The organism is Psychrobacter frigidicola (genome assembly GCF_007997305.1).
Lineage (GTDB): Bacteria > Pseudomonadota > Gammaproteobacteria > Pseudomonadales > Moraxellaceae > Psychrobacter > Psychrobacter frigidicola.
This window is the reverse complement of sequence record NZ_VORZ01000001.1, coordinates 340,829-353,482: the sequence shown is the minus strand read 5'-3', so window position 1 is coordinate 353,482 and position 12,654 is coordinate 340,829. Positions and strand designations below refer to the sequence as shown.

The 12,654-nt window shown below is 42.5% G+C and carries 11 protein-coding genes; 2 read left to right on the top strand and 9 right to left on the bottom strand.

Features of this window, described 5'->3' with window-relative positions; all coding sequences use genetic code 11:
- Positions 1-9 precede the first annotated feature (9 nt).
- The 9 genes from hisS to ES754_RS01430 all read right to left on the bottom strand — a co-directional run bounded on the left by hisS (position 10) and on the right by ES754_RS01430 (position 10,298).
- The gene (gene hisS, locus ES754_RS01470) at positions 10-1,305 is read right to left on the bottom strand and encodes a histidine--tRNA ligase (protein WP_147221405.1); all 1,296 of its coding nucleotides are present in this window, start codon (positions 1,303-1,305) and stop codon (positions 10-12) included.
- Positions 1,306-1,435: 130 nt separating this feature from the next.
- Positions 1,436-2,551: a flavodoxin-dependent (E)-4-hydroxy-3-methylbut-2-enyl-diphosphate synthase gene (ispG, locus tag ES754_RS01465; protein WP_147221403.1), complete on the bottom strand. Its 1,116-nt coding sequence runs from the start codon at positions 2,549-2,551 to the stop codon at positions 1,436-1,438.
- 81 nt (positions 2,552-2,632) lie between these two features.
- The gene (locus ES754_RS01460) at positions 2,633-3,418 is read right to left on the bottom strand and encodes a helix-turn-helix domain-containing protein (protein WP_147221401.1); all 786 of its coding nucleotides are present in this window, start codon (positions 3,416-3,418) and stop codon (positions 2,633-2,635) included.
- Complete coding sequence (pilW, locus tag ES754_RS01455; protein WP_227677769.1) at positions 3,415-4,290, bottom strand: type IV pilus biogenesis/stability protein PilW; 876 nt, start codon at positions 4,288-4,290, stop codon at positions 3,415-3,417. The genes ES754_RS01460 and pilW overlap by 4 nt, the downstream gene beginning before the upstream one ends.
- A 185-nt stretch (positions 4,291-4,475) precedes the next feature.
- Positions 4,476-5,741 carry a dual-specificity RNA methyltransferase RlmN gene (gene rlmN / locus ES754_RS01450; RefSeq protein WP_147221397.1) on the bottom strand — a complete coding sequence of 422 codons (1,266 nt, stop codon included), beginning with the start codon at positions 5,739-5,741 and terminating at the stop codon, positions 4,476-4,478.
- Between the two features lie 335 nt (positions 5,742-6,076).
- Complete coding sequence (gene ndk / locus ES754_RS01445; protein WP_147221395.1) at positions 6,077-6,508, bottom strand: nucleoside-diphosphate kinase; 432 nt, start codon at positions 6,506-6,508, stop codon at positions 6,077-6,079.
- 391 nt (positions 6,509-6,899) lie between these two features.
- Positions 6,900-7,316, bottom strand: coding sequence for a lysozyme inhibitor LprI family protein (locus tag ES754_RS01440; RefSeq protein ID WP_147221393.1), 417 nt, complete (start codon positions 7,314-7,316; stop codon positions 6,900-6,902).
- A 259-nt stretch (positions 7,317-7,575) separates the two neighbouring features.
- The gene (locus ES754_RS01435; protein WP_147221391.1) at positions 7,576-8,865 is read right to left on the bottom strand and encodes an adenylosuccinate synthase; all 1,290 of its coding nucleotides are present in this window, start codon (positions 8,863-8,865) and stop codon (positions 7,576-7,578) included.
- Positions 8,866-8,975: 110 nt separating this feature from the next.
- Positions 8,976-10,298, bottom strand: coding sequence for an ATP phosphoribosyltransferase regulatory subunit (locus tag ES754_RS01430; RefSeq protein WP_147221389.1), 1,323 nt, complete (start codon positions 10,296-10,298; stop codon positions 8,976-8,978).
- 673 nt (positions 10,299-10,971) lie between these two features.
- Between ES754_RS01430 and ES754_RS01425 the strand changes: the two genes are divergently transcribed.
- On the top strand, positions 10,972-11,361 hold the full coding sequence (locus tag ES754_RS01425; RefSeq protein ID WP_147221387.1) for a DUF2237 family protein: 390 nt from the start codon (positions 10,972-10,974) through the stop codon (positions 11,359-11,361).
- Positions 11,362-11,416: 55 nt separating this feature from the next.
- Positions 11,417-12,631 (top strand): magnesium/cobalt transporter CorA, encoded by a 1,215-nt coding sequence (corA, locus tag ES754_RS01420; RefSeq protein WP_147221385.1) that lies wholly within the window; start codon positions 11,417-11,419, stop codon positions 12,629-12,631.
- Positions 12,632-12,654 lie beyond the last annotated feature (23 nt).

The following is a 12,654-nucleotide window of genomic DNA, read 5'->3' as shown; positions in this document are numbered from 1 at the left end:
TACAGTCAATTATATTGAGAAATTTTCTGCATGCGATAACCAATCTTGTGCGGTAGTCGTTTGCTCACCAGTCTGCATGTTTTTAATACTAATAGTATTATCTTCAAGCTCTTGCTGCGCCAAGATCACAGTCAAAGCGGCTCCCGACTTGTCCGCCTTTTTCATTTGCGCTTTTAAGCTTGTAGCACTCGCCATTTTAATTCTTAAATCTGGACGATCATAACGTAGTTTTTGCGCATAGTTGATGCCAGCGCTATACACTTCAGGATGAGTGACCACAAAGATATCACAAGCTGACGTCTCAGCAAAAGGCGCAACCGCATCAATCAATAATAACAAGCGCTCAAGACCCATCGCAAAGCCAACAGCAGGCTCCGACTTAACTGGCTTATCATTACTATCATCACGAGCGCCGATAGATTTTAATTGCCCAACCAGACCATCATAACGACCGCCAGCACAAACTGTCGCTTGGCTACCCAGCTTATCCGTTACCCATTCAAAGACGGTTTTATTATAGTAATCAAGGCCACGTACCAAATGCGGATTGATTTCATAATCAATCTCAAGCGCTGTGAGGTAAGTTTGCACTTGTTCAAAATGCGCAATGCTATAGGCCCCCAAGAAGTCAGCCAGCTTAGGTGCATCAACCAATACCGCTTGGGTGCTTGCCTCTTTACTGTCTAGAATACGTAGCGGATTGGTGGTCAAGCGGCGTTTACTGTCATCATCTAACTGATCATGCTTATCCGTTAAATAGTTAACCAAGGCTTCACGGTAAGCATGGCGCTCGTCAAGCTCGCCTAAGCTATTCAGTTGCAGACGCATTTCGTCTTTTAGACCCAATTCTTGCCACATTAGATGAGTCATCGCAATCAATTCAGCATCAGCATCTGGCAACGGACTACCGAAGCTCTCCACCCCTAATTGATGAAATTGACGATAGCGACCTTTTTGTGGACGCTCATAGCGAAACATTGGCCCGATATACCATAATTTTGGGGTGTCTCCACGCAATAGGTTGTGTTCAATAACTGCACGTACGGCCCCAGCTGTGCCCTCAGGACGTAGTGCGAGCGGCGTCGGTGGCTCCGACTTGTCGGTAAAGCTATACATCTCTTTTTCGACAATATCAGTAGCACCGCCGATAGCACGAGCAAATAAATCAGTCTGCTCAACAATAGGCAAGCGAATATGCTCATAGCCATATCTGGCTAACACATTTGCCAATACCGCTTCTAAATGCAGCCACTTTGCCGATTGTTCTGGCAAAATATCGTTGAACCCTTTAATTGCTTTAATCATGGTACGATGACACCCTTAAACGTTATTGCTATTGTTTTTATTGTTGCAGTTAAAACTCATGCTAGTATTTAAAAGCTTTTATATTTAGAAGCTTCTAAACATCGACGCTCTCTTACCTTAAATATCGATGCTATCCTACCCGAATGATTTCGTTTTCACGTGATTTCTCTAACTCTTCGGCATGAGCGCGTACCATACTTTCAATCTCATCGACCAAATTATTGGTATCGATAAGATGGCTTTTTTCACCCATACGGTATACGAGCGATCTTTTTGCGGCACCAACGATGCCAATATCTGCCTCTTTTGCCTCACCTGGGCCATTGACCTTACAGCCTATGACTGACAGATTCATGGGTTCACGGATGTCATCTAAGCGTGATTCTAAAGCAGTCATTACTCGAATGACATCAAACTCTTGCCGTGAGCAGCTCGGACAAGCAATAAAGTTGACGCCATTAGAGCGAATATTAAGCGACTTTAAGATATCAAAACCAATTTTGATCTCTTCTTCAGGTTCAGCAGCCAGGGAGATACGAATAGTATCGCCAATACCATCGAGCAACAAGCCACCAAGCGCAATAGCAGATTTAACTGCACCCGTACGATAAACACCTGCTTCTGTAACCCCTAAATGCAGCGGATTATCAATTTGGGCGGATATTAAACGGTAGGCATCGAGAGTTAAAAACACATTACTGGCTTTAACCGAGATTTTATATTGATCAAAATTTAGGCGCTCTAAGATATCAATATGGCGCATTGCTGACTCAAGCATCGCCTCACCTGTCGGCTCACTATACTTGCGCTGAATCTCTTTTTCCAGCGAGCCCGCATTGACGCCAATGCGGATAGGAATATTGTGATAACGAGCACAAGCAACCACTTCTCGAACTTTAGCATCGCTACCAATATTACCGGGGTTAATACGTAAGCAATCGGCACCCGCTTCAGCCACCGCAAGGGCAATCTTATGGTCAAAATGGACGTCTGCTACTAATGGCACACTAACTAGTTTACGGATTTTGCCGAAAGCTTCAACGGTATCCATCGTTGGCGTAGATACCCGCATAAAGTCGGCACCAGCCTCAACACAGCGCTCGATTTGCGCGACGGTCGCTGCTACATCACAAGTATCCGTATTGGTCATACTTTGCACACTAATTGGCGCATCGCCACCAATGGCAACATCACCGACATATATTTTTTTGGTAAGACGACGGTTAATAGGCGCTGACGTTGACATACAAGAATCCTTAGGTTGAGCAAAACACATAGAAAATAAAAACAACTGCTTATAAAAACGAATGCTTAAATAAGTTATAAATTAGAGTGACAATTCAAAACTTGCGCGCTTGCCTATTGCATATTGATCTAAAACAATTATCTGCTGGTTTAATAATAAGCGCACATTATCTACATTATTAATATCAATTTTGAACGGCGGCATACCACTTAACTTGTAATCACCAGAAGTCTGGCTGCCACTAATAAGGTTGTTGCCTGAAGCGTCAGTGATATTAATAGTGGCCGTATCGGTTAGTGTTACCTGTAAAGAGGTATTGCTTAAATTTTGACTGTCATTAGCATCAGTACCTTGAGTGTTAATCGCCGCGCCTTGCGCTTGTTCTGTAGTAGTCAATTCATTAGTAACTACAGTTGGTGCTTGGTCATCTTTACTGGCATTACTGACCATACGAAATAAAAACACCACTAAAACAATTAGCGCAATAACCGCCAATATCAGTAGTGGATTAAAATGGATCCGGCTCTGGTTATCATGCTGCAAGGTGCCCATCGGTCGCAGCGGTAACTCACTACTGCTTGCTAAATGCTTAAGCGCGTCAGGATAAACGGCATCAAAACTAGTCGCTACTTCAGCGGCGTCTAAACCCAAAAACTTCGCGTAATTAATCGCAAAACCGCGCGCAAAAGCCGCTTGCGGTAAGTCAGCAAAACTTTCATCTTCAAGCGCCTGCAGATGACGCTTCAAGATAAACAGCTCACTTGATGCCTCCTCTAGGCTCAGCTTTTTACTTTGACGGGCGTGCTGCAATAGTGCCCCAAAGGATAGTTGAGCATTAGGCTGATTATCTGACGGTGATTGGGTCATGTCCAAGGAGCCTGTGGATTACTAAGCCAAGTTTTAAGCTTTTTTGCCTCATCACTTAGCGGGTAAGCGGACAAAAGCTGCTGCGCTAATTGCTGCCGTGTAGGGATATCTTTTTGAGCAGCAGCAAGCTTAATACCTTGTAATAGCAAACGCGGGCTAATACCCTGACCTTGCACCAGAATCAAAGTCTCATCATATAAGCGCTGCGCCTGCTCGATACGCTGTTGTTCAATTAACAAATCCACCAATTCAATATGGGCAATAACACTATTACGATTGCCCTCTAACGCTCGCAAAAATGCTTTTGCTGCTGCCGGATGATTATTCAGCTGCAAATAAGTGCGCCCTAAGTTTTCAAGCGCACCAATACGACCATCATAACCAAGAGTTGACCCTGCAATCTCAAACTGCTCTACCGCTTCACTATGGCGGCTCATCTGTGCCAAATAAACCCCATAGTTATTGCGTGCTTGCACAAAATCTTTATCAAAGCCAATAGCTTTCTTAAAATATCCATCTGCTTTTTCAAGATTAAGGCGACTGCCTTCTTGCTGCAATAAGACGCCCATCATATCATAGGCAGGCGCGTACCTGCTATCAGCAGCAAAAGCTTTTTCCAGTTGTTGCTGCGCAGAATCAAGGTCATTTTTACGAATATATTGCGCAGCCAGTGAGGTGCGAACCCGTGCCACTTCTTCTTTATTAGTATTACGGCCATTGTTTGGCTTTGTTGACGCTTGATACCCTGTGCCACCCAGCAAATCATTTGTTGGAGAGCTTTGACACCCTGTAAGCAGCACAGCCACTAGCGCAGTTGCTAGTAAGCAACCGTATTTTTGAGATTTGATCTGACCAGAACATACAGAACTCATTATAGCCGCCATCATAAATCTAAGGATCCGTATTAAAAAAAACACTAAAGATCATTGCTGTCATTTAACGAGACATCAGTTTAATGGATTTAGCCCGCATAAGTACAGTTTAGTTGCTATAACTACATTTCTATTATTATTGATGCAAATAAATATCTACTAGTATCCTACAAGTGGCCCATTTTTTAAGTGTTTTCACGGTCTTTAATACTTTGCTGCCAGGCCGCAGAACGTCTGGTGCGATCCGCTACTTGCCCAACCAACTGACCACAGGCAGCATCAATATCATCACCGCGTGTTTGGCGAATAGTACAGACAAATCCCGCTTCACTCAAAATATTACTAAAAGAATGAATACGGTTGTTACTTGATTTATCGTATCCTGCATGTGGAAACGGATTAAAAGGAATTAGATTAATCTTACTTGGTAAGTCACCTAATAATGCCACCAATTGCTTAGCATGGACATCACTGTCATTGACGCCATCTAGCATGACATATTCAATGGTAACGTGTTTCTTATGGCGCGGATTCACATCAAAAACGTAGTTTCTCGCTGCCGCCATCAGCTGATCTAGCGGATATTTTTTATTAATCGGTACTAATTCATTGCGCAGCTCATCATTTGGCGCGTGCAAAGATATGGCCAGTGCCACATCAAGCTCTTGCGCTAATTCATACATTTTAGGGACAACACCTGAGGTCGACAAGGTCACACGGCGCTTAGACAAACCATACGCATGGTCACTGAGCATCAACTCCATTGAGCTGACAACCGGACGATAATTCAATAGTGGCTCGCCCATGCCCATCATGACGACGTTGGTCACGTTATTTTCCCATAAGCTATGATCGACATCATCCAAACTGTCCTGAGCATCAGTCATATAAGACGCATTGGCCACCCACAACTGACCAAGAATTTCGGCGGCAGTCAAGTCACGCTCAAAGCCCTGCTTACCGGTACTACAAAAACTACAATCTAGTGCACAGCCGACTTGCGATGAGACACACAAAGTCTTACGGCCATTGATTTTGCTATCATCTGCCGGTATCAATACGGTTTCGACCAACGAACCACCGGTCACTTCAAACACCCATTTACGCGTGCCATCCTCACTATATTGGCGATGAATAACTTTAGGCGGAATCACACAGGCGTTGGCTGATAATTTATCACGCAAGCCTTTGCTTAAATTGGTCATCTGCTCAAAGTCAGTAACTCCTTGCTGATAAATCCACTTAATTACTTGGGTTGAGCGAAATGGTTTTTCACCAATACTTTTAAAATAATCAGCGAGTTGCGCTTGCGTCATTCCTAACAGATTGGTTTTTGCCTGTGCCTCATCTAATAGCTTGATGCTATTGTTACGTTTAGCTGGGGTGTGCGCTTGTACTGGCTGAGCGCGCGTGGCAGTGGTTGCGGCATTAGTTTTGATGAGAGTTGACATAAACGGTGACCTGTTAGCATAGGATTAGGTATGCAATAAAATGGGCTATTAGCAATCCATTATGAGCGCAGATAGTATGGTTTATTATATAGTAAACCTATGCTGATAAAGGATTGATAACGTTATTTAATTTTTAGTAGTTAGTTTTATAAACAATGGTTAACTACTAAAATCCTATTATAGGATAAAGAAATATTTATAATGAGGGAGGTTATTAACTATTTCAATGAAAAATCGACCGACTGACACAATCAGTAGTAGGTCAAACGGCTTATACCCTCTTGGATATAAGCCGTTTAGCAATGCTATTTTATTGCAACACTACTACTTAATACCTAGCGCGTACGTGCACATACTTCATCATCATTGAAGAAGTAGCTAATTTCACGTTTGGCTGATTCAGCTGAATCTGAACCATGAACCGCATTTTCGTCGATGCTGCTCGCAAAGTCAGCACGGATAGTGCCTTTGTCAGCATCTTTTGGGTTAGTTGCACCCATGATTTCGCGATGTTTAGCAATCGCGTTTTCACCTTCTAACACTGATACTAATACTGGACCTGACATCATGAAAGATTTTAGGTCGTTGTAGAATGGACGTTCGGCATGCTCAGCGTAAAAACCACCCGCTTTTTCATCATCTAACTGTTGCATTTTAGCTGCAACAATTTTTAAGCCAGCTTGTTCAAAACGGTCATAGATAGCACCGATATGGTTGCCGCCAACAGCGTCAGGTTTGATGATGGATAGAGTGCGTTCGATAGCCATAAAAAGCTCCTAATAAATAAGTGAAAGAATGAATGGTTTTATTGTCTGTAACCACAGCACTTAACCACTTTATAGTTGGTTTACTAAGTGTGTGACTGTTAGCTATTATAATGATTGGCGCTATAAATGATAGGGGCAATTTAAAATCAGCGTTGACCTGAACGTAAACTTGACCATGATTAATAGCAGTTATCGCGCTCACTTACAATCATAACGCTTAATGGAAACCACTTGTAAGCGCTAGAATAAAAAATCTCTAGCGCTTAGGTCTAGAGATTTTTTATTCTTGAGTAAAGCATAGGTAGTAGGATTATAGAACGATATTTTATGCGGCAAAGTGCAAGTTAATGTTTAACCGCACTGTATTCATCTATCTAAATTAATTATCAGGCTACTCTCCTAAGCGACTGTCTCGGCAACTCCCAGCGGCACATTCACGCACCCGTTCATTTAAGAAGTTCACCCGATTAGTAGTCGTGCGGGTAGCGCAGCCTATGTTGACATAAAAACCCGCTTCATTATTATAACTACACTTATTATTACGCTCGCGCATCCAAGCAAGTTGACCGCGTTTTAGGATGGCTTTTTGGCTGTTATTGAGCAGTTTGTTTAATTTACCGTAAGAATTATTGAGCTCTTTGTCTGCTTCTAAATATACTTTAGTTAGACAATATAATCCGTCAAAGTCATTAATAGGCTTATCACAGTTTTGCGCACCCCAAGACAGCGTGGGAAGCATAAAGATTGCGGAAGTCAGCAGTACTAGAGATGAGTTGCGAATAGAATGCTTGATAATATTGATTGTCATATTTATTCCCTCTTATCATTTGAGCGTTGGTAAAACTCCTTCTCACCGAATGATATTTACTCAGATAAAAACAATATGATTAAACTTTATCTTAACCCTTTTCAACCCACTGTATCTTGATTTAATGTAATTAATAAGATAATAAAATTTATCCAAACTGATACTAAAAAGCTGATATAAAAATCCCAATGCTGAGCATTGGGATTTTTATATCATAACGAACTGTTTTGGCTATATTATAAGTAAATTGGCAACCAAATTAAGCATCGTACGGATCACGTAGAACGATAGTTTCTTCACGGTCAGGACCGGTTGAGATGATATCAATTGGGCAATCAATCAACGCTTCGATACGTTTGATATAAATTTTGGCATTTTCAGGCAAATCATCATAATTGGTGACACCAACGGTTGATTCGCTCCAGCCTTGTAGGGTCTCATAGATGGGCGTTACCGACTCATAGAACTCAGCATCATGCGCGCCAGCACATTCAGTTTCTGGCAACTCATAACCAACGCCGATAAGTAGCTCTTCTAAACCGTCTAAGACGTCAAGTTTAGTCAAGCAGATACCCGTTAGTGAGTTTAATACCACAACACGGCGTAAACCGGCGGCATCAAACCAACCACAGCGACGCGCACGTCCTGTGGTTGCACCAAATTCATGACCAACTTTGGCTAAATGGGCGCCAACATCATCAAATAATTCAGTTGGGAACGGACCGCTACCCACACGCGTGGTATAAGCTTTAGTGATACCAAGCACGTAGTCTAAATACAACGGACCGATACCGGTACCCGTCGATACGCCACCAGCGGTGACGCTTGAACTGGTCACAAACGGATAAGTACCGTGATCGATATCAAGTAGCGTACCTTGCGCACCTTCAAACATCAGATTTTTACCGGCACGGCGCAACTGGTCAAGCTCTTCGGTCACATCAGTAACCATGCCTCTGATTTCTTCTTTCCACTCTTTACAAAGCTTAAGCGTCTCATCAAAATCAATCGCATCAACTTTATAATACTGCGTCAGTTGGAAGTTATGATATTCGATTAAGTTATGCAATTTTTCTTCTAAATCATCACGGAACAAATCAGCAAGCTTAATGGCACGGCGCGCTACTTTGTCTTCATAAGCAGGCCCAATACCACGACCCGTCGTACCGATTTTACCGCTACCGCGCTTGGCTTCACGTGCTTGATCAAGTGCCACGTGATACGGCATGATAAGTGGGCAGTTTGGAGAAATACGCAAACGCTCACGCACTGGTACGCCGTTATCCTCCAGACCTTTCATCTCTTTAAGTAGCGCATCAGGTGCGAGCACCACGCCATTACCAATAAAGCAGGTAACGCCTTCGCGTAGAATACCAGATGGGATTAAGTGTAAAACAGTGGTTTTACCATCGACTACCAATGTATGTCCAGCGTTATGTCCGCCCTGAAAGCGTGCAACTGCTGAGGCTTTTTCAGTGAGTAGATCGACAATTTTACCCTTGCCTTCATCGCCCCACTGGCTACCTAAAACTACGACATTCTTACCCATGATCAATCCTTACCTTTATGTATTGAGGTGTGTGCAATAACCATTTAAATGCTAAAAAAAACAAACGTTAATAGTATTTGCTGCTAAAACTAAGTTTAAAAAACGATAAATTAAAGGGTTGCTAACTGCCATTGTTTGTTCGCCACGCTTAGTCGATGCGTAACGCCTACAGGACAGTCGTCGGCATCAAGCGGCATGGTCACGCGATAGCCTTGCTGACGTAGGCTAGCAACTTGCTGCTGTAATGTCTGTAGCTCTGCATCATCGGCAGTATTCATAGCGCTATAATCAACAATAACAACGGTCGGCTTATCGAGCTCAATATGAGCCAACAAACGGCTGACATCCATACTAAAGCCCGTTGCAGCGCGAGGCTGTTGCTTATTACTATGACCGCTGCTTTGACTATTACTGTGCAAGCTGTCAAAACGTCCACCGCGAACCAACGGTTGGGTTTCGCTATTGATATAACCGTTAAAAACGATACCAGTGTGATAGTGATAACCTGATAGCTCAGTCACGTCAATACTAACCTGGCATTGCCATTGATCTTGCAAATGACGGGTTAAGCGTTGCAACTCATCTACGGCTTCTGCAATTTGTGTATCTTGTCGGGCGGCATCTGACAGCTTGGTCAATAACGTTACCATATTATGCCCAAAACGCGCCAACACATAAAAATCATCACCCATCGATAATGCTTGGCAGACACATTTGAGCTCAGGCAAGTTCTTATTAGCATATAAGTGCATGAGCTGCTTAGTGTCACTATCAGACAACTGCGCCAATACTGCCAAGCGCTTGAATATGGCCACATGACCCAAGTCAATATGTAATGCTGCACTCATATTTAAGCTATTTATCATACTAAACAGCACATCTATGAGCTCAATATCAGCGGTCAGCGACGTACAACCAAAAATCTCCGCGCCCAATTGGAGCGGGATACGTGAGCCAAATAAGCCTGATGGCAAGGTATGAACAACGTGGCCTGCGTAACAATATCGTGCAATACCTTTGCCACCCCAATGCGCATCAATACGCAAAATTTGCGGCGTAATATCCGCCCGCAGACCCATTAAACGACCAGTAACTTGGTCAATAATCTTAAAAGTTTGACGTTTTAAATCTTCTGATGCCTCACTGAGCAACGACTCAGTGAACTCAATCATGGGCGGACACACCATCTGATAGCCGTGAGTAGTAAGCTGTTGGGTCAACTGATGACGTAGCATTTCTTGTTTTTGGGCATCTTCAAATAAGACGTCAGCCACGCCATCGGGCAGCAGCCAGCTATTGGCGACTTCAGCAGCGTAATTGCTTAAAGAGAAGGTACTTAAATCAGAGATAGAAGCAGATACAGAATCACGGTTAGGCGCACTGTTACTAGGGCTTAACGAGGCGGGTACAGCAGAATTAGAACTTGCAGACACAATAAATCCTTGTTTGGTGTATCGCTTACCAAAAAACGCGGCATTATAAGAGAGTGTTTATTATTAAATCAATGAGACGCACTTGCTGTTTTTAGGACAGTGTTTTTAACGCGCAACCTCATCAGCCCAATTATCATAAACGAGTTAGGTAACACCAAAATGGCAATAATAAATATTGACTTAAAACTGAATTAGAATAACAAAACGACTCAATTAGTGCGATAAAGAATCACGGCACTTTATGCCCAAGTTTAGCATAGCTGCCAAGTTTCGCCTAGTCGCAATTAAGGTTAATATTGAATTGAAACAGTCCTAATATTTAATGGCATCGTTATTGATAGTCAGGGTTATCTAGCAAAATACAGTCAGCATATATAACAATTTTTGAGAGTAGTCGGTCAACTTTTTAGCTTTTATATTGTAGTTATACTAGGTCTTAAATACCACTTATTAACTGACTTAGATCCTACTCTAGTATCGTTACCGACGCTATTTACACTACGCCTACACGCTGGACTCATGTTACACTGACGCAACTTTTTATAGGCTCATTATTTTGGCTCATCCTTTATAACCAACTATTATAACCAATTATTTGTTGTTTTATAATGAATGGTTTATAGCCAATATTTTTCCACCACTCATCTATCCTATTATATATCACGGAGATCTTATGTCCTCTGACTATCATCCCAATCCTGCCATTAACCAAACCAACGTGTTAGGTACTGAGCTTGCCAGCTGCTGTTTTGACCCCATTACCGGTTATTACCGTAATGGCTTTTGTCACACTGGCAATCATGACGTCGGTCAACATACCGTTTGCGTCAAGATGACCAGTGAATTTCTAAACTTCTCCTCTAGCCGCGGTAACGATTTGATTACCCCCTTGCCTGAATACAACTTTCCGGGTCTACAACCAGGCGATTATTGGTGTATCTGCGCCCTACGCTGGGTTGAAGCGTTAGACTTCGACGTTGCACCACAAATCAAGCTGACTGCTTGTCACGAAAGCTTATTAACCCTAGTTGATATGGACACCTTAAAACGCTATGCCTTATAAAGCATAGATAGGTTTTCATTAATAATACTAATTTATCACAAATTAAGGGAGGGCTATGAATCAGGATAACGACCTGTTGGTCAGCACCAAAACTCGCATCACCCCTGACACCAATCTCAGCCGTATTTACTCTGATAATACGGCCGAACTGCCATACACAGACAATTTTGACAGCTATATCTATGGCGATGCGGATGCAACACCAGAAGATACGATTGAGACCATGACGGTCTATGACCCCGAATCTGAGCGCTATGAAGACATTGATGTCTCAAGCGATGATGAGGTGGTCAATTGCTACGCCTATTCACGTAAAACCGGTGAGCCCATTAGTAAAATAGGGCTGAGTGATGTCAGCCGCGCCTTGACCAATAATGGACAGTTTATTTGGTTGGGTCTGTATGAGCCCAGTCTGCAAACTATCGCTGAGGTACAAGATGCATTTGATTTGCATGAGCTGGCGATTGAAGATGCGTTCGCTGATCATCAACGTGCTAAAGTCGAAAGTTATGATAACGACACAATATTTGTAGTGATACGTACCGCTAAGCTTGAAGATAACGTGATTCGCTATGGTACGACCGCGATATTTATGGGTAAAAACTATCTGATTACTATCCGTAATGGCCCCTCAAACTCTTATGCCCCAGTACGCGAGCACTGTAACCGACGCCCTGAAAAATTACGTATGGGGCCTATTTTTGTCCTGCACGCTATTCTTGATTTTATTGTCGATAACTATATGCCGGTTACAGATCGCTTAGGCAGCTATCTGCGTGAGCAAGAGCGTAATATTTTTACCTATGAGTTTAATAAAGAAACGCTAAAAAACTTATATGAATTAAAATCACAATTGGTGCATATGCGCGCGGTTATTTTACCGGTACAAGATATCTGTAAGTTTTTTATCAATCACAATAAAAGTGATTTGGTATCCCCATTTTCGCATGCTGCTAAGCCCTACTTTCGTGACGTTAATGACCATTTGCTCCACTCTTTAGATGCCATTAATGGTCTTAATGAGATGCTCAGCGTCGTCATGAATACTTACTTGGCTATGGTTAACATGGGACAGAATGAGGTGGTACGTAAGCTTGCTGCGTGGGCTGGTATCTTAGCCGTACCGACCGCGATAGCAGGTATATATGGGATGAACTTTGACTTTATGCCTGAGCTTCATTGGAAATATTCATACCTTTTTGTCATTGGATTTATCGGTTCATTGTGTAGTTTCTTATATCTTAATTTTAAAAGGTTGGGCTGGTTGTAGCGATAAAATAATAACTCAAAAAC

Bases quoted from the DNA above. Each gene is read 5' to 3' on its own strand.
- hisS (WP_147221405.1), bottom strand. From the start codon at position 1,305: ATGATTAAAGCAATTAAAGGGTTCAACGATATTTTGCCAGAACAATCG.
- ispG (WP_147221403.1), bottom strand. From the start codon at position 2,551: ATGTCAACGTCAGCGCCTATTAACCGTCGTCTTACCAAAAAAATATAT.
- ES754_RS01460 (WP_147221401.1), bottom strand. From the start codon at position 3,418: ATGACCCAATCACCGTCAGATAATCAGCCTAATGCTCAACTATCCTTT.
- pilW (WP_227677769.1), bottom strand. From the start codon at position 4,290: ATGAGTTCTGTATGTTCTGGTCAGATCAAATCTCAAAAATACGGTTGC.
- rlmN (WP_147221397.1), bottom strand. From the start codon at position 5,741: ATGTCAACTCTCATCAAAACTAATGCCGCAACCACTGCCACGCGCGCT.
- ndk (WP_147221395.1), bottom strand. From the start codon at position 6,508: ATGGCTATCGAACGCACTCTATCCATCATCAAACCTGACGCTGTTGGC.
- ES754_RS01440 (WP_147221393.1), bottom strand. From the start codon at position 7,316: ATGACAATCAATATTATCAAGCATTCTATTCGCAACTCATCTCTAGTA.
- ES754_RS01435 (WP_147221391.1), bottom strand. From the start codon at position 8,865: ATGGGTAAGAATGTCGTAGTTTTAGGTAGCCAGTGGGGCGATGAAGGC.
- ES754_RS01425 (WP_147221387.1), top strand. From the start codon at position 10,972: ATGTCCTCTGACTATCATCCCAATCCTGCCATTAACCAAACCAACGTG.
- corA (WP_147221385.1), top strand. From the start codon at position 11,417: ATGAATCAGGATAACGACCTGTTGGTCAGCACCAAAACTCGCATCACC.